18 protein-coding genes are annotated in these 20,253 nt (G+C 60.3%); 5 read left to right on the forward strand and 13 right to left on the reverse strand.

Going from position 1 to position 20,253, the window contains the following annotated elements; translation table 11 throughout:
* Window positions 1-163: 163 nt before the first annotated feature.
* Together ACA071_RS29925 and ACA071_RS29930 are read right to left on the reverse strand one after the other, a co-directional pair.
* Window positions 164-1,027 carry a LysR family transcriptional regulator gene (locus tag ACA071_RS29925; protein WP_008026094.1) on the reverse strand — a complete coding sequence of 288 codons (864 nt, stop codon included), beginning with the start codon at window positions 1,025-1,027 and terminating at the stop codon, window positions 164-166.
* A gap of 15 nt (window positions 1,028-1,042) precedes the next feature.
* Window positions 1,043-3,319, reverse strand: a complete 2,277-nt coding sequence (locus tag ACA071_RS29930; RefSeq protein ID WP_497642314.1) for a heavy metal translocating P-type ATPase — start codon at window positions 3,317-3,319, stop codon at window positions 1,043-1,045.
* Between the two features lie 86 nt (window positions 3,320-3,405).
* On the opposite strand from ACA071_RS29930, the gene cadR reads away from it, so the two are divergent.
* On the forward strand, window positions 3,406-3,855 hold the full coding sequence (gene cadR / locus ACA071_RS29935) for a Cd(II)/Pb(II)-responsive transcriptional regulator (protein WP_497642315.1): 450 nt from the start codon (window positions 3,406-3,408) through the stop codon (window positions 3,853-3,855).
* A 126-nt stretch (window positions 3,856-3,981) separates the two neighbouring features.
* Here cadR and ACA071_RS29940 read toward each other — a convergent pair whose 3' ends face one another.
* The 3 genes from ACA071_RS29940 to ACA071_RS29950 all read right to left on the reverse strand — a co-directional run bounded on the left by ACA071_RS29940 (window position 3,982) and on the right by ACA071_RS29950 (window position 6,676).
* Complete coding sequence (locus ACA071_RS29940; RefSeq protein WP_169372622.1) at window positions 3,982-4,953, reverse strand: thymidylate synthase; 972 nt, start codon at window positions 4,951-4,953, stop codon at window positions 3,982-3,984.
* Window positions 4,954-5,003: 50 nt separating this feature from the next.
* Window positions 5,004-5,810, reverse strand: coding sequence for a prolipoprotein diacylglyceryl transferase (gene lgt / locus ACA071_RS29945; RefSeq protein WP_497642316.1), 807 nt, complete (start codon window positions 5,808-5,810; stop codon window positions 5,004-5,006).
* Window positions 5,811-5,893: 83 nt separating this feature from the next.
* Window positions 5,894-6,676, reverse strand: a complete 783-nt coding sequence (locus tag ACA071_RS29950) for a sulfite exporter TauE/SafE family protein (protein ID WP_497642317.1) — start codon at window positions 6,674-6,676, stop codon at window positions 5,894-5,896.
* Window positions 6,677-6,808: 132 nt separating this feature from the next.
* Between ACA071_RS29950 and ACA071_RS29955 the strand changes: the two genes are divergently transcribed.
* Window positions 6,809-7,555, forward strand: coding sequence for an NRDE family protein (locus tag ACA071_RS29955; RefSeq protein ID WP_497642318.1), 747 nt, complete (start codon window positions 6,809-6,811; stop codon window positions 7,553-7,555).
* A 78-nt stretch (window positions 7,556-7,633) separates the two neighbouring features.
* Here the strand turns inward: ACA071_RS29955 and ptsP are convergent, their stop codons facing one another.
* Both ptsP and ACA071_RS29965 read right to left on the reverse strand, forming a co-directional pair.
* A complete protein-coding gene (ptsP, locus tag ACA071_RS29960) occupies window positions 7,634-9,913 on the reverse strand; it encodes a phosphoenolpyruvate--protein phosphotransferase (RefSeq protein WP_497642319.1) in 2,280 nt (759 codons plus the stop codon).
* A 22-nt stretch (window positions 9,914-9,935) separates the two neighbouring features.
* Complete coding sequence (locus ACA071_RS29965; RefSeq protein WP_007945562.1) at window positions 9,936-10,415, reverse strand: RNA pyrophosphohydrolase; 480 nt, start codon at window positions 10,413-10,415, stop codon at window positions 9,936-9,938.
* Window positions 10,416-10,558: 143 nt separating this feature from the next.
* Here ACA071_RS29965 and ACA071_RS29970 point away from each other — a divergent pair, with 143 nt between their 5' ends.
* Window positions 10,559-11,215 carry a histidinol-phosphatase gene (locus ACA071_RS29970; RefSeq protein ID WP_497642320.1) on the forward strand — a complete coding sequence of 219 codons (657 nt, stop codon included), beginning with the start codon at window positions 10,559-10,561 and terminating at the stop codon, window positions 11,213-11,215.
* A gap of 120 nt (window positions 11,216-11,335) precedes the next feature.
* Here the strand turns inward: ACA071_RS29970 and ACA071_RS29975 are convergent, their stop codons facing one another.
* Together ACA071_RS29975 and ilvA are read right to left on the reverse strand one after the other, a co-directional pair.
* Window positions 11,336-11,761: a DUF2269 domain-containing protein gene (locus tag ACA071_RS29975; protein WP_497642321.1), complete on the reverse strand. Its 426-nt coding sequence runs from the start codon at window positions 11,759-11,761 to the stop codon at window positions 11,336-11,338.
* A 39-nt stretch (window positions 11,762-11,800) separates the two neighbouring features.
* Window positions 11,801-13,315, reverse strand: a complete 1,515-nt coding sequence (gene ilvA / locus ACA071_RS29980; RefSeq protein ID WP_497642322.1) for a threonine ammonia-lyase, biosynthetic — start codon at window positions 13,313-13,315, stop codon at window positions 11,801-11,803.
* Between the two features lie 260 nt (window positions 13,316-13,575).
* On the opposite strand from ilvA, the gene rpiA reads away from it, so the two are divergent.
* Window positions 13,576-14,250 (forward strand): ribose-5-phosphate isomerase RpiA, encoded by a 675-nt coding sequence (gene rpiA / locus ACA071_RS29985; RefSeq protein ID WP_123404076.1) that lies wholly within the window; start codon window positions 13,576-13,578, stop codon window positions 14,248-14,250.
* 128 nt (window positions 14,251-14,378) lie between these two features.
* Here the strand turns inward: rpiA and ACA071_RS29990 are convergent, their stop codons facing one another.
* The 4 genes from ACA071_RS29990 to ACA071_RS30005 all read right to left on the reverse strand — a co-directional run bounded on the left by ACA071_RS29990 (window position 14,379) and on the right by ACA071_RS30005 (window position 18,717).
* Window positions 14,379-15,296 (reverse strand): SdiA-regulated domain-containing protein, encoded by a 918-nt coding sequence (locus ACA071_RS29990; protein WP_497642323.1) that lies wholly within the window; start codon window positions 15,294-15,296, stop codon window positions 14,379-14,381.
* Between the two features lie 130 nt (window positions 15,297-15,426).
* The gene (locus tag ACA071_RS29995; RefSeq protein WP_497642324.1) at window positions 15,427-16,356 is read right to left on the reverse strand and encodes an SdiA-regulated domain-containing protein; all 930 of its coding nucleotides are present in this window, start codon (window positions 16,354-16,356) and stop codon (window positions 15,427-15,429) included.
* Window positions 16,357-16,620: 264 nt separating this feature from the next.
* A complete protein-coding gene (locus ACA071_RS30000) occupies window positions 16,621-17,286 on the reverse strand; it encodes a fumarylacetoacetate hydrolase family protein (RefSeq protein WP_149660278.1) in 666 nt (221 codons plus the stop codon).
* Window positions 17,287-17,322: 36 nt separating this feature from the next.
* Window positions 17,323-18,717: a D-2-hydroxyglutarate dehydrogenase gene (locus ACA071_RS30005; RefSeq protein ID WP_497642325.1), complete on the reverse strand. Its 1,395-nt coding sequence runs from the start codon at window positions 18,715-18,717 to the stop codon at window positions 17,323-17,325.
* 204 nt (window positions 18,718-18,921) lie between these two features.
* Between ACA071_RS30005 and serA the strand changes: the two genes are divergently transcribed.
* Window positions 18,922-20,151, forward strand: a complete 1,230-nt coding sequence (gene serA / locus ACA071_RS30010) for a phosphoglycerate dehydrogenase (RefSeq protein ID WP_497642326.1) — start codon at window positions 18,922-18,924, stop codon at window positions 20,149-20,151.
* The last annotated feature ends 102 nt before the right edge of the window (window positions 20,152-20,253 follow it).

Raw genomic sequence — 20,253 nt, forward strand, 5'->3', positions numbered from 1 at the left:
TATTCGGGGATTTGGGTTGAGCACCGATCGTTCCCACGCTCTGCGTGGGAATGCCTCAACGGACGCTCCGCGTTCGGCTCTTGGGACGCAGAGCGTCCCGGGCTGCATTCCCACGCGGAGCGTGGGAACGATCATTACGAGGCCAGCCCCTTCGCCGCAGGTTTCAGGCTGGTGCCATCTCCTGCGCCAACCCCAGAAACGCTGCCGGCAACCGTGCGCCTTTGCGCTCCTTGAGGCAGTACAAATACTCCGGAATCTGCGGCGCATTCTCAATCGTCAGCACCCGCAACTGTGGATCATGCGGCACTTCCTGCCGGGCAATGATGCTGATGCCGATGTTGCGCAGCACCGCCTCGCGAATCGACTCTCGGCTACCGATTTCCAGCAACGGCCCGAAACTCACCCCGGCGCTGGCCAGCAATTCTTCGGTCAACCGGCGAGTGGTCGAGCCCGATTCGCGCATCAACAAGGTATGCCCGGCCAACGCACTAAGCGGCACGTGATCGTGCACGGCCAACGGATGATTGCGATGCACCGCCAGCACCAGCGGATCGCTGCCGAGCACCCGGCGAATCAAACGCGCATCGTCGAGCAACTGCGAGGACGCGGCGACATCGACCCGGTAATCCTCCAGCGCTTCAAGCACCTGTTGGGAGTTGCCGATTTCCACCGACACTTCCACCTGCGGCAAGCGCTCGCGGAAGGTCTTCACCAGATCGAGGATGTAATACGGCGCCGTGGCAGCGATACGCAGCGTGCCCTGGACCTGACCGCTGTTGCGCAGAAAAAACTCGATGTCGGCTTCCTGCTGCAACAGCGTCTTGACCATCGGCAGCAACCGCGCACCTTCATCACTGACGCTGAGGCGGCGGCCGCCACGGTAGAACAGTTCAACCGAGTACTGGCTTTCCAGATTGCGAATCTGGGTCGTCACGGTAGGCTGGCTCAGGCCGAGCTTCTTGGCCGCCAGGGTGATGCTGCCCAGGCGGGCCACCATGTAAAACGCCTTCAGCTCGGCACTCAGCACACACTTCCCTCATCGTTATTTGCGCAACAGGCGCAAACCGTTGAACACCACCAACAGGCTCACGCCCATGTCGGCGAACACCGCCATCCACATGGTGGCGATCCCGGCGAAGGTTACCCCAAGAAAGATCGCCTTGATCACCAACGCGAGGGCGATGTTCTGTTTCAGGATGGTCGAGGTCTGCCGCGACAGTCGGATGAAGGTCGGAATCTTGCGCAAATCGTCGTCCATCAGGGCGACATCCGCGGTCTCGATGGCGGTATCGGTGCCAGCAGCGGCCATGGCAAAACCGATTTCCGACCGAGCCAGCGCCGGGGCGTCGTTGATGCCGTCGCCGACCATGCCGACGTGATGACCCTGTGCATAAAGGGCTTCGATGGCTTGCAGCTTGTCGGTCGGCAGCAAGTCACCCTTGGCTTCGTCGATGCCTACCTGGGCGGCAATCGCCTGGGCGGTGTGGACGTTATCGCCGGTGAGCATCAGGGTTTTGATGCCCAGATCGTGCAGTTGCTGGATCGCTTCGCGGCTGGACTCTTTCACCGTATCCGCCACGGCGAACAGCGCCAATGGGCCGGACTGGTCGAGCAACAGCACTACGGATTTGCCCTGTTTCTCCAGGGCGAACAGTTTCTCTTCCAGCGCTGGCGAGCAGAGGTTGAGCTCTTCCACCAGACGATGGTTGCCCAAGTGGTAGACCTGGCCGTTGATCTCGCCGCGCACACCGCGACCTGCCAGGGCTTCGAAGTTATCCACAGCGAGCGGCGCGAGTTGTTTATCCACAGCCGCATTAGCGATGGCCAGCGACACCGGGTGATCGGAACGACCGGCCAGCGCTGCCGCAATAACCGGAGCCGATTCTTCGGCGGTCGGGACGAGCAACAGATAATCGGTCTGCACCGGTTTGCCGTGGGTGATGGTGCCGGTCTTGTCCAGCGCCAGGTAATCGAGCTTGTAACCGCCCTCCAGATACACGCCGCCCTTGACCAGAATCCCTTTGCGCGCCGCTGCCGCGAGGCCGCTGACGATGGTCACCGGCGTGGAAATCACCAGCGCACATGGGCAAGCGACGACCAGCAACACCAGCGCCCGGTAGATCCAGTCGAACCATACAGCGCCCATGAACAGCGGCGGAATAACCGCGACCGCCAGGGCAAAGATGAACACTGCCGGGGTGTAGATTTTCGAGAACTGATCGACGAAACGCTGGGTCGGTGCCCGCGCGCCTTGAGCCTGTTCGACGGCATGGATGATTCGCGCCAGGGTCGAGTTGTTGGCCGCTGCGGTCACGGTGTATTCCAGCGAACCCGCCTGGTTGATGGTGCCGGCGAAGACTTTATCGCCCACAGTCTTCTCGATCGGCAGGCTTTCGCCGGTGATCGGTGCCTGATCGATGGTGGAAGTGCCAGAAACCACTTGGCCGTCGAGACCGATGCGCTCTCCCGGACGCACGCGCACCCGCGCACCCAGCTCAATGATTTTGACGTCTTGTTCGACCCAGCTGCCGTCGGCCTGCTGCACCGTGGCCTGTTCCGGGGTCATCTGCATCAGACCGCCGATGGCGTTGCGCGCACGGTCCAGGGACTTGGCTTCGATCAACTCGGCGATGGTGAAGAGGAACATCACCATCGCCGCTTCCGGCCACTGCCCAATCAGGATCGCACCCGTCACCGCGATGCTCATTAGCGCGTTGATGTTCAGGTTGAGGTTCTTGAGGGCGATCCAGCCTTTCTTGTAGGTGGTCAGGCCGCCGCTGAGGATCGAAACCAGCGCGATGATCGCCACCACCCAGTTTGGCGCGGCGTTGGTGAAGTGAATGACTTCAGCCGCCAGCGCACCGACGCCGGACAGCGCCAAGGGCCACCAGTGCTTCTTCTCGGCGGCCGGCGCGGGGGCCTCAACACCCTTTTCCAAAGGCTCGGCCACCATGCCCAGCGACTTGATCGCCTCGATGATCGGCGCCGTGCTCGGCAGGTCGTGGGTCACGCCCAACACCCGGTTGATCAGGTTGAATTCCAGCTGCTGCACACCGGACAGCTTGCCCAGTTTGTTCTGGATCAGCGTCTGCTCGGTCGGGCAGTCCATGGCGTCGATGCGGAAACTGCTCAGCCGTGCGCCGTCGGTCGGCGTTTCGCTCAACTTGATCAGCGACGGTGCTGCCGCTTTTGAGGAACAGCAGGAATCCCCGTGACCGCCATGATCATGCTTCTGCTGCACAGGCTGCAGCTTGTGGCTGTGATCGTGATCGTGATCATGCCCGTCTTCGGGTTTGTGGATATGAAGGGAATCGCTCATCGGGTCGCGTCCATGAAAGGTGCCTGTTGCCAAGTAAAGACCCTGTAGCCACTATAGGGTCAAGTAACCTTTTGGAGATTGTCGCGATGAAGATCGGAGAACTGGCCAAACTGACCGACTGCGCGGTGGAAACCATCCGTTATTACGAGCGCGAAAGCCTGCTGCCAGAGCCGGCCCGCAGCGATGGCAACTACCGCGTCTACACCCAGGCCCACGCCGAACGCCTGACGTTTATCCGCAATTGCCGCACCCTCGACATGACCCTCGAAGAGATCCGCAGCCTGCTGGCCCTGCGCGACAGCCCGCAGGACCAGTGCGCAAACGTCAACGCGCTGATCGACGAACACATTCATCACGTCAAGGCACGGATCGATGGTTTGCTGGCCTTGCAGACACAACTGCTCGACCTGCGCCAACGCTGCAGCGAAGGGCCGGATATTGATCAGTGCGGGATTTTGCAGCGGTTGGAAGTGAGCGGCGGGGTGGTGGCGACGGAGGTTGAGCATTCGCACGTCGGTCGCAGTCACGGCCACTAGCGATCAATGATCGTTCCCACGCTCTGCGTGGGAATGCCGCCATGGACGCTCCGCGTCCACTGTGACGCGGAGCGTCACGGGATTCATTCCCACGCGGAGCGTGGGAACGATCATCGTGGCGGGGCTTTAAACCGCCATCGGCGCGGTCATCGGCGCATGGTGCTGGTAACCCTCAAGCGAGAAATCGCCCGGCTCGATCAACTCCAGCCATTCCGGCTGATACACACCCGTCTCGGCAAACGCCGGCACACGATCACTGATCACCAGTTTCGGCATCGGGAACGGCTCGCGGGTGAGCTGTTCATTCAGCATGTCCAGATGGTTTTCGTAGACGTGCGCGTCGCCGATGAAATAGGTGAACCAGCGCGGCGTGTAGCCGGTCAGGCGCCCGATCAGGCTCAGCAGCGCGGCGCCTTCGGTGAGGTTGAACGGCGTGCCCAGGCCCAAATCATTGGAGCGGATGTAGAGGGTCAGGGAGATTTCCTTGGTCTCGACATTCGGGTGGAACTGGTACAGCAGATGGCACGGCGGCAAGGCCATTTCATCGAGCTGCGCAACGTTCCAGCCGTGGAACAGGATGCGGCGGCTGCCCGGGTCCTTGATGATGGTGTCGACGCACTGGCGGATCTGGTCGATCGCCTTGTACAGCACCACATAAGCCTGGCCGTCTTCTTCGCCTTCGGCAATCTGACGGTAACCTTGGCTCAACGTCTGCTCGATCGCGGCTTTGTTGCTGACCGGGATCTGTTTGTACGCCGGCCATTTGCGCCATTGCACGCCGTAGATTTCGCCGAGGTCGTCTTCGCCCTGGCGGAACGGGTTGGCCAGCCACTGCGCATTTTCGTTGGCATTCTGGTCCCAGACCTTGCAGCCCAGGGCGCGGAATTCGGCGGCGTTGTTCACCCCACGCAGGAAACCGCACATCTCGCCGATCGCCGACTTGAAGGCCATCTTGCGCGTAGTGATCGCCGGGAAACCTTCCTTCAGGTCATAACGCAGCATCGCGCCTGGGAAGCTGATGGTGTTGACGCCAGTGCGGTTGGCCTGCTTGGTGCCGTTCTTGATGACGTGAGCCACCAGATCGAGATATTGCTTCATGAGTTACCTGTGTCCTTGAACCCGGGAGCCGTCGCCCCCGGGGTTCGAATTTATACGGCCGCTGCCGGTGCCGCCGGGGCGCGATGATAAGCCAGCCAGATCAGGAACAGACCGGCGAGGACCATCGGTACGCACAGGACCTGACCCATGGTCAGCCAGTTCCAGGCCAGATAGCCCAGTTGCGCGTCCGGCACGCGGACGAATTCGACGATGAAACGGAAGATGCCGTAGAACAGCGTGAACATGCCCGACACGGCCATGGTCGGCCGCGGCTTGCGCGAGAATATCCAGAGGATCAGGAACAGCGCCACACCTTCCAGCGCGAACTGATACAGCTGCGACGGGTGACGTGCCAGTTGCGCCGGATCGGTCGGGAAGATCATCGCCCACGCCACGTCGGTCGGCTTGCCCCACAACTCAGCGTTGATGAAGTTGCCAATGCGCCCGGCCCCCAGGCCGATCGGCACCATCGGTGCGACGAAGTCCATCAACTGGAAGAACGACTTGTTGTTCTTTTTACCGAACCACAACGCCGCCAGCATCACGCCGATAAACCCGCCGTGGAACGACATGCCGCCCTTCCACACTTCGAGAATCAGCATCGGGTTGGCCAGGTACGCACTCAGATCGTAGAACAGCACGTAGCCCAGGCGGCCGCCGACAATGACCCCCATCGACATCCAGAAGACCATGTCGGAGAGCTTCTCCTTGGTCCAGGTCGGGTCGAAGCGGTTCAGCCGACGGGACGCCAGCAGCCAGGCGCCGCCAATGCCGATCAGGTACATCAGACCGTACCAGTGGATTTTCAGCGGACCGATGGCCAGGGCCACCGGGTCGATCTGCGGGTAAGGCAGCATTGCGACTCCTCGTTAGAGTTGAAACCTTCAAAATTCCCGGGGGACGCTGTCACCTCAGGATTAAGCCAGGATTGTGCCGGGCGTCAGAGCAGGAAATTGAGCCCCACGCAGAACAGCAAAACGGCGAACAGTCTTTTGAGCAAGCGCGGCGACAGATTGTGCGCCAGTCGCGCGCCGAAGCGGGCGAAGAACATGCTGGTCAGGGCAATCCCCAGCAACGCCGGTAAATAAATAAAACCGAGACTATGGGCCGGCAGCAGCGGATCGTGCCAGCCCAAAATCATGAAACTTAATGCACTTGCCAGAGCGATTGGCAGCCCGCACGCCGATGACGTCGCCACCGCTTGTTGCATTGGCACGCTGCGCCAGGTCAGGAACGGCACGGTCAACGAACCGCCGCCAATCCCGAAAATTGCCGACGCCCAGCCAATCACACTGCCCGCCACGGTCAGACCGACTTTGCCCGGCACGGTTTGGCTGGCCTTGGGTTTGAAGTCCAAGGCGAGCTGAGCGGCGACGATCAGCGCGAATACGCCGATGATCTTCTGCAAATGCGGGCCGGAGATCGCTTCAGCCGTCAGCGCGCCAAAACCGGCGCCCATGAGAATGCCGACGGTCATCCAGGCGAAGATCGGCCAACGCACGGCACCGCGACGGTGATGCTCGCGTACCGCATTGACCGAGGTAAAAATGATCGTCGCCAGGGAAGTGCCGACAGCCAGGTGCGTGAGGATCGACGGATCGAAGCCCTGCAGCTTGAAGCTGAACACCAGCACCGGGACGATGATGATCCCGCCACCGACGCCGAACAGCCCGGCCAGCACGCCTGCACAGGCGCCCAGCGCCAGATAGAGCAGAAATTCCATGGCCGTAGTCCCACGCATCCCGAAAATAGGAGCGGCATGGTAACGGATGCATGGCCTCAAGCTCTACTGGATGGCGATGGATGCGCGCGCAATGTCTGCGTAGAGTGAGCAAAAACACACAAGGACCACCTTATGTGCCTGATTGTCTTTGCCTGGCGGCCCGGCCATGCCCAGCCGCTGATCGTGGCGGCCAACCGCGACGAATTCTATGCCCGGCCCACCCAGCCACTGGCGCAATGGCCCCACGTTCCCCATGTCCATGCCGGTCGGGACCTGGAGGCCGGTGGCACCTGGCTCGGCATCGGTGCCAACGGACGCTTTGCCGCCCTGACCAATATTCGCGATCCCGGTCAGCCAGCGTCGCGCACGTCACGGGGTGAACTGGTCGCGGGTTTTCTCAGCGGTGAGATGTCGATTGATGACTATTTAAGCGACGTTGTTGCACGTTCGGCGGAATATGCCGGGTTTAACCTGCTGGTCGGCAATTCCAACGAGCTGTGGCACTTCAATGCCCGGGACACCGAGGCGGTGATGCTGGCGCCCGGGGTTTATGGGTTGTCGAACGCGGGGTTGGATACGCCGTGGCCCAAAGTGCTAAAGGCCAAGGCTGCGTTGAGTGAGGTGCTGGACGATCCTCAGCCTGAAGCATTGTTGGGTATTTTGGCTGATGCGGCGGCGGCGCCGTTGACGGAGCTGCCGGATACCGGGGTTGGGTTGGCAACCGAGACGTTGTTGTCGAGTGTGTTTATTGCCAGTCCGACGTATGGGACGCGGGCGAGTACGGCATTGATTGTTCAGGCGGATGGGACGTGGCATATGGTCGAAAGGAGTTTCGGGCCGTATGGCGGGCATTTGGGGGAAGTGGAGATCAAAATCTAAAAGATCGCAGCCTTCGGCGGCTCCTACAGGTGTACACATAACACTGTAGGAGCTGCCGAAGGCTGCGATCTTTTCGCTTTAGAGGGTCTTGACCGAAGCCGGATTAATCATCCGCGCCAACCCAAGGTTCTTCAGCGCCAATTGCAGCGAGCTGTGGATCACTTGCGGGTTGTCGATGGTCATCAGCTCGGCCAGCAATTCCTTGGCCTTGCTCAGGTTGATCTGGCGCAGCATCCATTTCACCTTCGGCAAGTTGGTGGCGTTCATCGACAGGCTGTCGAAGCCCATCGCCATCAACAGCACCGCCGCTGCCGGATCACCGGCCATTTCGCCACAGATACTGACCGGCTTGCCTTCGGCATGGGCGTCACGCACTACGTTCTGCAAGGCTTGCAACACCGCCGGGTGCAGGTAGTCGTAAAGATCGGCCACCCGTGGGTTGTTGCGGTCCACCGCCAGCAGGTACTGGGTCAGGTCGTTGGAGCCGACCGACAGGAAGTCCACTTGCCGCGCCAGTTCCTTGGTCTGGTACACCGCCGCCGGAATCTCGATCATCACGCCAATCGGCGGCATCGGCACGTCGGTGCCTTCGTCGCGGACTTCGCCCCAGGCCCGGTGAATCAGGTGCAGGGCTTCTTCGAGCTCATGAATGCCGGAAATCATCGGCAGCAGAATCCGCAGGTTGTTCAGGCCTTCGCTGGCCTTGAGCATCGCGCGGGTCTGGACCAGGAAGATTTCCGGGTGGTCGAGGGTGACGCGAATGCCGCGCCAGCCAAGGAACGGGTTGTCTTCCTTGATCGGGAAGTACGACAGCGACTTGTCGCCGCCGATGTCCAGGCTGCGCATGGTCACCGGTTGCGGGTGGAAGGCGGCGAGCTGCTCGCGATAGATCGCCAGTTGCTCTTTTTCGCTCGGGAAGCGCTGGTTGATCATGAACGGCACTTCAGTGCGGTACAGACCGACGCCTTCAGCGCCACGCTTCTGCGCCCGCGCCACGTCCGCCAGCAGGCCAGTGTTGACCCACAGCGGCATGCGGTGGCCATCAAGGGTCACGCACGGCAAGTCCCGCAGCTTATCCAGCCCGAGGGACAGTTGTTTCTCTTCCTCGACCACTTCGGCGAACTGCTTGCGCAGCACGTCACTCGGGTTGGTGTAGACCTCGCCGTGGTAGCCGTCGACGATCATCTGAATGCCGTCGACCTTGGAATACGGCAGGTCGACCAGGCCCATCACCGTCGGAATCCCCATGGCCCGGGCCAGGATAGCGACGTGGGAGTTGCCGGAACCGAGTACCGATACCAGACCGACCAGCTTGCCTTCCGGCACCTCGCCGAGCATCGCTGGCGTCAGTTCTTCGCTGATCAGAATGGTGTTGTCGGGATAGACCAGGGTCTGCTGACGTTCTTCCTGCAAGTAAGCCAGCAAGCGCCGGCCGAGGTCTTTGACGTCGGATGCCCGCTCACGCAGGTAGGCGTCGTCCATCAATTCAAAGCGGTTGACGTGTTCGGTGACCACTTGGCGCAACGCGCCCTGGGCCCACTGGCCAGTCTTGATCACGGTGGTGATTTCACTGCCCAGGGAGGCGTCGTCGAGCATCATCAGGTAGACGTCGAACAGCGCGCGCTCTTCCGGGCGCAGCTGGGTCGCCAGCTTGGCGGACAAGGCGCGCATGTCGGCGCGCACGCCTTCGATGGCGGTCTTGAACAGCCCGAGCTCGGCGTCAATGTCGGTGATGGTCTTGTCCGGCACCACGTCCAGATCGGCGGGTGGCAGCATGACTACTGCAGTCCCAACCGCCGCACCCGGCGAACCCGGTACGCCGACGAACTTGGCTTCCTGGATGCCTTTGCCCTGGCGGCCCAAGCCACGGATCGAACCGGTGGCTTCGGCGTGGGCGATAACGCCCGCCAGTTGCGCGCTCATGGTCACGAGGAAGGCTTCTTCACCTTCATCGAACTGGCGGCGTTCTTTTTGCTGAATGACCAACACGCCGACGACGCGACGGTGGTGAATGATCGGCGCCCCGAGGAATGAGGCGTAGCGTTCTTCACCGGTCTCGGCGAAGTAACGGTAGCGCGGGTGATCCGCGGCGTTTTCGAGGTTCAGGGGTTCTTCACGCGTGCCGACCAGGCCAACCAGACCTTCGTTGGGTGCCATGCTGACTTTGCCGATCGAGCGCTTGTTCAAGCCCTCGGTGGCCATCAGTACGAAACGGTTGGTTTCCGGATCAAGCAGGTAGACCGAGCAGACCTGGCTGCCCATGGCCTCTTTGACGCGCAACACAATAATCCCCAACGCCGCCTTGAGATCCTTGGCGGAGTTAACTTCCTGGACGATCTTGCGCAGCGTATTGAGCATGGCTCGGGGTCGAACTCCGTCGTCAGTCGCGCGTTAAAAGGCGCGGGGCAAGCTCTTTGAGAGCGCGTCGATACACCTCGCGCTTGAATGTCACCACCTGGCCCAACGGATACCAATAACTGACCCAGCGCCAGCCATCGAATTCCGGTTTACCGGTCAAATCCATCCGCACCCGCTGCTCGTTGGAGATCAGGCGCAGGAGAAACCATTTCTGTTTCTGGCCGATGCACAGCGGTTGGCTGTGGGTACGGACCAGACGTTGCGGCAAACGATAGCGCAACCAGCCCCGGGTGCAGGCGAGAATTTCAACATCTTCGCGCTCCAGACCCACTTCTTCGTTCAACTCGCGGTACAAGGCGTCTTCCGGCGTCTCCTGGGGGTTAATCCCACCCTGTGGAAACTGCCAGGCATCTTGATTGATACGGCGAGCCCATAGCACCTGGCCGGCATCATTCGTGAGAATGATCCCGACATTGGGGCGGAAACCATCGGGGTCGATCACGGCAACAACCTCGCAAACGCATGTCGCCGCATTGTTCCACAAAGGTTGTGAAGGCAGCAACGAGCCGGCCTACCTTATGTGCACTCTTGTGAAAAGTACGTATTCTGGACGCCTTTCTACAGACTTTTCAGCGAGTAACTGCAATGCGCCTGGCTTTATTCGACTTGGACAACACGCTTTTGGGCGGTGACAGTGACCACGCCTGGGGCGATTACCTCTGCGAACGCGGCTTTCTCGATGCCGTGACGTACAAGGCGCGCAACGACGAGTTCTATCAGGATTACCTGGCGGGCAAGCTGGATAACGCCGAGTACCTGAACTTTTGCCTGGAAATCCTCGGCCGCACCGAAATGGCCACGCTGGATCAATGGCACCTGGACTACATGCGCGACTGCATCGAACCGATCGTGCTGCCCAAGGCCCTGGCACTGCTGGCCCAACACCGCGAAGCCGGCGACAAACTGGTGATCATCACCGCCACCAACCGCTTCGTCACCGGGCCGATTGCCCAACACCTGGGCGTCGACACCCTGATCGCCACCGAATGCGAAATGGTCGATGGCCGCTACAGCGGGCGCAGCACCGACATTCCGTGCTTCCGAGAAGGCAAGGTCACGCGGTTGAGTCGTTGGCTGGAAGAGACCGGGCACTCGTTGGAAGACAGCTATTTCTATAGTGATTCGATGAATGATTTGCCGTTGCTGGAGCAGGTGACGCATCCGGTGGCCGTGGACCCCGATCCAAATCTGCGGGCCGAGGCCGAGAAGCGCGGTTGGCCGGTAATGTCGTTGCGCAACTGAAATCCCTGTAGCAGCTGCCGAGGCACGACGCTGCGCTGGGCTGCGCAGCGGCCCCCGAGGGCGGTCCTGCGGACACGCAACGCAGCCTCGTACCTCGGCAGCTGCTACACAGATTCCGCGCTAAACCGGCTTCGCGCCCATCAACCCGGCAATCGCGATAAAGCAGACAAAACTGAACAACGCCAACGCAAAGGTAAATTTACCCACGCCACCTGGCGCCTTGCGCAGCTTGTTCAACCGCACAAGCAGCCAGAACCACGCCAGTGCCGCCACGGTGTACAGCACGCTCGACGCCAGAATCCAGGTCTGCCCCAGCGGCCAACCCACCAGATGCACCATCCACCAACCGGTGAACGGCATGCTCAACAGTGCCAACCCCATCAACAGCCAGATAAACACCCGTGGCCGTTGCAGCGTGCGGCTTCCAGCCGTTGCGTCACCGTTACGTCGTGCGCGCCAGACCCAGATCGCAAGCCCCAGCGCACTGACCAACAGCAACACAGTGGCCACCACATGCGCCACTTTGAGGGCGGTTAATGTTTCCATGGTTCGATTTCCTTATGACTTGCCCATCAGCGTAGCCGCTCATCCGAGAAACAGCTGATAGGCCGGGTTGTCGCTTTCATCCCAGTATGGGTAACCGATTTCTTCCAGTGCTGCGGGCACCAGATGACGTTCGTCGTGGGGCACTTGCAGGCCCGCGACCACCCGACCATCCGCCGCGCCGTGGTTGCGGTAGTGAAACATCGAGATGTTCCAGCGCCCGCCCAGTTTGTTGAGGAAGTTGAATAGCGCCCCCGGACGTTCCGGAAATTCAAAGCGCAGCACCACTTCATCGACGACCTGGGCCGCGCGACCACCGACCATGTGACGTATGTGCAACTTGGCCAGTTCGTTGTCAGTCAGGTCCAGCACCGGAAAGCCCTGCTCGCTCAGGCTGGCGATCAGCGCACTGCGCGGGTCGGTTTCCGGGTGCGTCTGCACGCCAACGAAGATGTGCGCTTCGCTGCCGGTGTTGTAGCGGTAGTTGAATTCGGTGATCTGGCGTTTGCCGATGGCTTCGCAGAACGCCTTAAAGCTGCCCGGTTTCTCGGGGATGGTCACGGCGATGATGGCTTCGCGACCCTCACCCAGCTCGGCGCGTTCAGCGACGTGGCGCAGACGGTCGAAGTTGACGTTGGCGCCGGAGTCGATCGCCACGAAGGTATGACCGGTGACGCCACGTTGCTCGACGTACTTCTTGATCCCGGCCACGCCCAAGGCGCCGGCAGGTTCGGTGATCGAGCGGGTATCGTCGTAGATGTCCTTGATCGCCGCGCAGATTTCATCGGTGCTGACGGTGATCACTTCATCGACATAGTCTTTGCAGATATCGAAGGTGTGCTGGCCGATCTGCGCCACTGCAACGCCATCGGCAAAGATACCCACGGTCGGCAGAATCACCCGCTCGCCAGCGGCCATCGCGGCTTGCAGGCAGTTGGAGTCGTCCGGTTCGACGCCGATGATCTTGATTTCAGGGCGCAGGTATTTCACATACGCCGCGATGCCGGCGATCAGGCCGCCGCCGCCCACCGGGACGAAAATCGCATCGAGACGGCCAGGGTGCTGGCGCAAAATCTCCATGGCCACCGTGCCCTGCCCGGCAATGGTGTGGGGATCGTCGTACGGGTGGATGTAAACGTAGCCTTTTTCATCGACCAGTTTCAGCGAGTAGGCCAGGGCTTCCGGGAACGAATCGCCGTGCAGCACCACTTTGCCACCGCGCGAACGCACGCCTTCGACCTTGATCTCGGGGGTGGTCTTGGGCATGACGATGGTCGCTTTCACGCCCAACACCTTGGCCGCCAGGGCCAGGCCCTGCGCATGGTTGCCTGCCGAAGCAGTGACCACGCCGCGTGCGCGCTCTTCATCGCTCAGCTGGGTCAGCTTGTTGTAGGCGCCACGAATCTTGAACGAGAACACCGGCTGCAAGTCTTCGCGCTTGAGCCAAATATTATTGCCCAGCCGCTCGGAGAGCTGGCGAGCAGTCTGCAATGGGGTTTCTACGGCAACGTCATAAACGCGCGAGGTGAGGATCTTTTTGACGTACTGTTCGAGCATCGGAAAGCATCACTGAGCGGGTTGGGCAGGGCCAAGGAGTCTAACCCGGCTTTCGCCTGAGCGACCACACTAAACAGGTGGTTTTAGGTCTGTCGGAAAAGATCACACCCTTCGGCAGCTCCTACAGGGACACGCGATCATTCTGTAGGAGCTGCCGAAAGCTGCGATCTTTTGACCTGCCAATCGGCCAATGACCTTCCCCGCCCCGAAGCCTATAATGCCGGCCTTTCCGTTCTTCCCTTGCCCGCTTCGGAGCCCGCATGACCCAGGATCAACTCAAACAGGCAGTGGCCCAGGCCGCCGTCGACTTCATCCTCCCGAAACTCGACGACAAGAGCGTCGTCGGTGTCGGCACCGGCTCCACCGCCAACTGCTTCATTGATGCACTGGCCAAGCACAAGGGCGCGTTCGATGGCGCCGTCGCCAGTTCCGAAGCCACTGCTGCGCGCCTCAAGGGCCATGGCATTCCGGTGTATGAGCTGAACACCGTCAGCGACCTGGAGTTCTATGTCGACGGCGCCGACGAAAGCGACGAACACCTGAACCTGATCAAGGGTGGCGGCGCAGCCCTGACCCGCGAGAAAATCGTCGCGGCCGTGGCCAAGACCTTCATCTGCATCGCCGATGGCAGCAAGCTGGTGCCAGTGCTCGGCGCGTTCCCGTTGCCGGTGGAAGTGATCCCGATGGCCCGCAGCCACGTGGCCCGCGAGCTGGTGAAACTGGGCGGCGACCCGGTTTACCGTGAAGGCGTGCTGACCGACAACGGCAACATCATCCTCGACGTGTTCAACATGCAGATCACCAACCCGGTGGAGCTGGAGACGCAGATCAATGCGATCGTCGGCGTGGTCACCAACGGTTTGTTCGCGGCCCGTCCGGCGGATTTGCTGCTGCTGGGCACGAGCGAAGGTGTGAAGACCCTGCGCGCAGAGTAAATCAGACACGACACAAAACCTGTGGGAGCGAGCTTGCTCGCGATGAGGCCCTGTCAGCCAATAGAGATATCGACTGATAGAACGCTATCGCGAGCAAGCTCGCTCCCACAGTTGTTTGGTGGTGCTTGTTAGTTTTGCGGTGGTTTTTTGAAGGTGTAGAACAGGTTCGGCTCACTGACCAGATACAGCGTGCCGTCGTCATCCATCGCAATCCCTTCCGCCTGTGGCACAGTCTTTTTCAGCCCTTGACGCCCCTTGCTCAGGGACAGGGTGCTCAGCGGTCGCCCATCCACATCCAGCTCGATAATCAACCGCGACTCATCGGACAGCGCCATCAAGTGGCCGCTGCGCTCGTCGTATTGCAGGCTCGACAGGTCGCGCACGAACATCCCGGCATCGCGCTTGGGATTGTTGACGACGTGTACGGCGTAGGACTTCTCCGGGTTGTAATGCGGGAAGCCCTGCACTTCATAGATCAGCATCGGGTCGCGCTCCTTGGCGACAAACAGGCGCTTGCCCACCGAGTCGTACGCCAACCCTTCGAAACCCTTGTTGCCGCTCATGTGCACGCCAAGGGTCATCTGCTCGGCGTCCGCAGCGTCGAGGAAGGTGGTGTCCTTCTCCAGGTGAATCTTGATCAAGCGCTGCTGACTTTCGTCGGTGACCACGTAGATGTCGGCGCTGATGAACTCCACGGCCTCCGGGTCGCCAAAACCAATCAGCGCGATACGCCGCAGGATCTTGCCGTCCAGGGACAGCTCGATCAGCTCGGCGTTTTTGTTGGTCACCGTGAACAGGCTATGGCGCACCGGATCGTAGGTCAGCGCCGAGACATCATCGTCCAGCCCGTCGATCACTTGGGCCTCGATCTCGACCCGATACTGATCCAGGCCAATGGCCTCAGCACTCATCGGCTGCCATAGCGTGTGCAGGTTGAACCAGGCGCGCTCGAACAGGCGCAGGTACTGGCCGACCGCGACGAGCACGATCAGCGCAATCACTGACAGGATCAAAATCAGGGGTTTGGGGCGGGCAAGTCGACGCATTCAGGCAAGCTCGAAATCAGGGCGGGCGGATGAAATACCACGGCTGACTGAATCTAAGCTTAATGGCCTATGGCCGCGGTACCGCAGGTTTACCCTAAGCGGCGACCGCACGCCACCCCGCATCTGTAGGCTATTTCTGTTTTTCGAAGCGATAAAACAGATTCGGCTCGCTGACCATGTACAGCGTGCCCGCTTCGTCCATGGTCACGCCTTCGGCGCGGGGAATGGTCTTCTTCAAGCCGTTGAAACCGCCCAGCAAGGTCATGAAGCTGACTTGCTCGCCCCTCTCGTCCAGTTCCAGCAGCAAGTGCGAGTCGGCGGACAACACCAGGGTGTGGCCGGTGCGCGGGTCAATGGCCAGGGCCGACAGGTTGCGGATGTCCAGTTCGTTACTGGCGAGTTTCTGTTTATCGCCCGTAAGGGTCTGACTGCCGTCGCTTTTCCAGCTGAACAGCGCCGGCGGGCGTTCTTCGCCCAACAACAGTTGCTGATTGCGCGTGTCCCAGACGATCGCTTCGAACGCCTTGTTCTGGTCTTTCGACGGGCCAAGATCGTATTTCGGGAAGTTGTCGCGGTGCAGTTCGCGAGTGTCGGCATCGACCTTGACGATCGACAGCATGTGCTCGCGCTCATCGGTAATGGCCAACAAACCATTGCCCATAGTCGTCACGCCTTCCGGATTGGTCCAGCCCACCAGTGGCATCTTGCGCAGCACATCGCCCTGCAGGGTCAGTTCGACCAGGAACGGGTTCTTGCCCATGACCGAGAACAGGGTTTTGGTCTGCGGGTCGTAGGACAGGTCCGAAGCTTCGTCCTTTTCCATGCCCGGCAGCAGTTTCGCGTCGATCACCGCCCGGTAATCCGGCAGCCAGACACTTTGCTGGCGCTCGGCCGGGCTTTCGAAACGCTCCAGCACCCAGAGCGCACCGCGGTCGTCCCAATGCATCGCGAACGCCAGGCCATAGCCCGCTGCCACAGCCAGCAACAGCCAGTAATACCAGCGCATGAAGAATCGTGGACGACGAGGAGTTTGCAGGGTCGGGAGCGGTTGTGTGGCCATCAGGGGATGCGTTCCAGAAATTCAGGCTAAGGGTAATAGCACAATCGGGCAGGCTCAGACGCCAGGAACCACGGAATTATCCAGACAGAATGTGAAAAAAACGGGAAATGGCGGGAAAGCCCTGCACCATGATCGTCATGATCGTCATGATCGTTCCCACGCTCTGCGTGGGAATGCCGCCATGGACGCTCCGCGTCCGCTTCGGATGTGACGCGGAGCGTCACGGGATGCATTCCCACGCGGAGCGTGGGAACGATCGTTGGACTAGCGGACGCTGCTGTTGAAGCTGCTGACACCCGGCAATTCCAGCACCAGCTCGTCACCGACATTCAGCGGGCCGACACCCACTGGCGTACCGGTCAGGATCACGTCACCGGCCTGCAGCGAGAAGCAGCCGGCCATGTACTGGATCATCGGTACGATCGGGTTGAGCATGTCCTTGCTGTTGCCATCCTGGCGCACTTCGCCGTTGATGGTCAGGCGGATGCCGATGTCGGTCAGGTCGGCGAAGCTGCCGGCGGACACGAACGGTGCAAGCACTGCCGCGCCATCGAAGGACTTGGCGATTTCCCACGGCAGGCCCTTGGATTTCAGCTCGGCCTGCTTGTCGCGCAGGGTCAGGTCCAGGGCCGGGGCGAAACCGGAGATGGCGTCGAGCACTTCTTCACGGCTCGGCTTGGTCGACAGAGGCTTGCCGATCAACACGGCGATTTCCGCTTCGTAGTGCACCGAGCCACGCTCGGTCGGAATGGCAAAACCGCCTTCCAGCGGCACCACGCAACTGCCCGGCTTGATGAACAGTAGCGGCTCGGTAGGCACCGGATTGTCCAGTTCCTTGGCGTGTTCGGCATAGTTACGGCCGATGCACACCACTTTCCCGAGCGGGAAGTGAATACGCGTACCGTCGACATACTGGTGCTGATAGCTCATAACCGACTCCTGTTTCGTAGCGCTTAAATTCAAAAGTCAAACAGCGAAAATTTTGCCCGGGTTCATGATGCCGTTCGGGTCGAACACCGCCTTGACGGCTTTCATGTACTCGATCTCAACCGGGGAACGGCTGTAGGTCAAGTAGTCACGTTTGGTCATGCCCACGCCGTGCTCGGCGGAAATCGAACCGTTGTACTTTTCGACGGTTTCGAACACCCACTTGTTGACCGTAGCGCACTTGGCAAAGAACTCGTCCTTGCTCAGGTTTTCCGGCTTGAGGATGTTCAAGTGCAGGTTGCCGTCGCCGATGTGGCCGAACCAGACGATTTCGAAATCCGGGTAGTGTTCGCCGACGATCGCATCGATTTCCTTCAGGAACGCCGGGATTTTCGACACAGTGACCGAAATGTCGTTCTTGTACGGTGTCCAGTGGGAGATGGTTTCAGAGATGTATTCGCGCAGCTTCCACAGGTTCTGAAGCTGGGTTTCGCTCTGGCTCATCACGCCGTCCAGCACCCAGCCCTGCTCGACGCAGTGCTCGAAGGTTTCCAGGGCGTGGTTGGCCACTTCTTCGGTGGTCGCTTCGAATTCCAGCAGCGCGTAGAACGGGCAGTCGGTTTCGAACGGCGCCGGCACATCGCCGCGCCCCATAATCTTGGTCAGGGCTTTGTCGGAGAAGAATTCAAACGCGGTCAGGTCCAGTTTGCTCTGGAACGCGTGCAATACCGGCATGATCGAGTCGAAATCGGCGGTGCCGAGGACCATGGCGGTGAGGTTTTTCGGCGCACGGTCCAGGCGCATGGTCGCTTCGACCACAAAACCGAGGGTGCCCTCGGCGCCGATAAACAGCTGGCGCAGGTCGTAGCCGGTGGCGTTCTTGATCAGGTCGCGGTTCAGCTCCAGCAGATCGCCCTTGCCGGTGACGACTTTCATGCCGGCCACCCAGTTGCGGGTCATGCCGTAGCGAATCACCTTGATCCCGCCGGCATTGGTGCCGATATTGCCGCCAATCTGGCTCGAACCGGCAGAAGCGAAGTCCACCGGGTAGTACAGGCCTTTTTCTTCAGCGACGTTCTGCAAATGCTCGGTGACCACGCCTGGCTGACAAACGGCCGTGCGGTCGGTGAGGTTCACGTCGAGGATCTGGTTCATATAGTCGAACGAAACGACCACTTCGCCATTGGCCGCCACCGCAGCGGCAGACAAACCGGTGCGTCCGCCGGACGGCACCAACGCCACCTTGTGCTCATTGGCCCAACGGACAATGGCCTGGACCTGCTCGGTGGTCTTGGGAAACACGATGGCCGTGGGGGCCGGGGCGAAATGCTTGGTCCAATCCTTGCCATAAGCATTGAGGGAGTCGGCATCGGTCAGCACCTTGCCAGGCTCAACCAGGGTCTTCAGCTCTTCAATCAGGGCAGGATTGGTCATCGACAGAACTCTCGAACAATTCATGGTCATCCTGAGAACGCTTCACGTCGCAGGAATGAGTGTTTAGCGGGGTGCGTATGCTAGCATACCGACCCCGCAGGGTAGTGCCCAACGGCTATTCTGCGGTGACGGCATTGTTGCCGTCCGGGTCAGCATCTGCTGGCTACTTCCTGCCATTTTTCTCCGGGATACAGGTTTACGCAGATGAGCAAGACTTCTCTCGATAAGAGCAAGATCAAGTTCCTTCTTCTCGAAGGCGTCCACCAATCGGCTGTCGACGTTCTCAAGTCGGCGGGCTACACCAGCATCGAGTACCTCACCGGTTCTCTGCCGGAAGCCCAGCTGAAGGAAAAGATCGCTGATGCGCACTTCATCGGCATTCGCTCTCGCACTCAACTGACCGAAGAGATCTTCGATCACGCGAAGAAGCTCGTGGCTGTAGGGTGTTTCTGCATCGGCACCAACCAGGTTGACCTGAACGCTGCCCGCGAACGCGGCATCGCGGTGTTCAACGCGCCGTACTCCAACACTCGCTCCGTAGCTGAGCTGGTGCTGGCCGAAGCGATCCTGTTGCTGCGCGGCATCCCTGAGAAGAACGCTTCCTGCCACCGTGGCGGCTGGATCAAGAGCGCGGCCAACTCCTTCGAAATCCGTGGCAAGAAGCTCGGCATCGTCGGTTATGGCTCGATCGGTACGCAATTGTCGGTTCTGGCGGAAGGCTTGGGCATGCAGGTGTTCTTCTACGACACCGTGACCAAGCTGCCATTGGGCAACGCCACTCAGGTCGGCAAGCTGACCGACCTGCTGGCCATGTCCGACATCGTCACCCTGCACGTACCGGAAACCGCTGCTACCCAGTGGATGATCGGCGAGAAGGAAATCCGCTCTATCAAGAAGGGCGGCATCCTGATCAACGCCGCTCGCGGCACCGTGGTTGAACTGCAAGCCCTGGCAGATGCGATCAAGGACAAGCACTTGATCGGCGCGGCCATCGACGTATTCCCGGTGGAGCCACGCTCCAACGACGAAGAGTTCGAGAGCCCGCTGCGCGGCCTGGACAACGTGATCCTGACCCCGCACATCGGCGGTTCCACCGCTGAAGCGCAAGCCAACATCGGTCTGGAAGTGGCGGAGAAACTGGTCAAGTACAGCGATAACGGTACCTCGGTATCGTCCGTTAACTTCCCGGAAGTGGCCCTGCCGGCTCACCCTGGCAAGCACCGTCTGCTGCACATCCACGAGAACATCCCGGGTGTGATGAGCGAGATCAACAAGGTCTTCGCCGAAAACGGCATCAACATCTCCGGTCAGTTCCTGCAGACCAACGAGAAAGTCGGCTACGTCGTGATCGACGTCGATGCTGACTACTCGGAAATCGCCCAAGAGAAACTGCAGCACATCAACGGCACCATTCGTTGCCGTGTGTTGTTCTAAAAGAGCAGCTACAAGTGGCAAGCTTCAAGCGGCAAGTTGAGTGCGGTTTGCTTTGACTTGAAGCTTCTAGCTTGAAGCTTGCAGCTAATAAAAAAAGGGAGC

Source organism: Pseudomonas sp. LBUM1646 (assembly GCF_059716165.1).

What these genes read in the sequence shown, in the direction of transcription:
- ACA071_RS30005 (WP_497642325.1), bottom strand. Translation starts at nt 18,717, where the DNA reads ATGACCAATCCTGCCCTGATTGAAGAGCTGAAGACCCTGGTTGAGCCT.
- serA (WP_497642326.1), top strand. Translation starts at nt 18,922, where the DNA reads ATGAGCAAGACTTCTCTCGATAAGAGCAAGATCAAGTTCCTTCTTCTC.
- ACA071_RS29975 (WP_497642321.1), bottom strand. Translation starts at nt 11,761, where the DNA reads ATGGAAACATTAACCGCCCTCAAAGTGGCGCATGTGGTGGCCACTGTG.
- ilvA (WP_497642322.1), bottom strand. Translation starts at nt 13,315, where the DNA reads ATGCTCGAACAGTACGTCAAAAAGATCCTCACCTCGCGCGTTTATGAC.
- rpiA (WP_123404076.1), top strand. Translation starts at nt 13,576, where the DNA reads ATGACCCAGGATCAACTCAAACAGGCAGTGGCCCAGGCCGCCGTCGAC.
- ACA071_RS29990 (WP_497642323.1), bottom strand. Translation starts at nt 15,296, where the DNA reads ATGCGTCGACTTGCCCGCCCCAAACCCCTGATTTTGATCCTGTCAGTG.
- ACA071_RS29940 (WP_169372622.1), bottom strand. Translation starts at nt 4,953, where the DNA reads ATGAAGCAATATCTCGATCTGGTGGCTCACGTCATCAAGAACGGCACC.
- ACA071_RS29930 (WP_497642314.1), bottom strand. Translation starts at nt 3,319, where the DNA reads ATGAGCGATTCCCTTCATATCCACAAACCCGAAGACGGGCATGATCAC.
- ACA071_RS29955 (WP_497642318.1), top strand. Translation starts at nt 6,809, where the DNA reads ATGTGCCTGATTGTCTTTGCCTGGCGGCCCGGCCATGCCCAGCCGCTG.
- ACA071_RS30000 (WP_149660278.1), bottom strand. Translation starts at nt 17,286, where the DNA reads ATGAGCTATCAGCACCAGTATGTCGACGGTACGCGTATTCACTTCCCG.
- cadR (WP_497642315.1), top strand. Translation starts at nt 3,406, where the DNA reads ATGAAGATCGGAGAACTGGCCAAACTGACCGACTGCGCGGTGGAAACC.
- lgt (WP_497642316.1), bottom strand. Translation starts at nt 5,810, where the DNA reads ATGCTGCCTTACCCGCAGATCGACCCGGTGGCCCTGGCCATCGGTCCG.
- ptsP (WP_497642319.1), bottom strand. Translation starts at nt 9,913, where the DNA reads ATGCTCAATACGCTGCGCAAGATCGTCCAGGAAGTTAACTCCGCCAAG.
- ACA071_RS29970 (WP_497642320.1), top strand. Translation starts at nt 10,559, where the DNA reads ATGCGCCTGGCTTTATTCGACTTGGACAACACGCTTTTGGGCGGTGAC.
- ACA071_RS29995 (WP_497642324.1), bottom strand. Translation starts at nt 16,356, where the DNA reads ATGGCCACACAACCGCTCCCGACCCTGCAAACTCCTCGTCGTCCACGA.
- ACA071_RS29950 (WP_497642317.1), bottom strand. Translation starts at nt 6,676, where the DNA reads ATGGAATTTCTGCTCTATCTGGCGCTGGGCGCCTGTGCAGGCGTGCTG.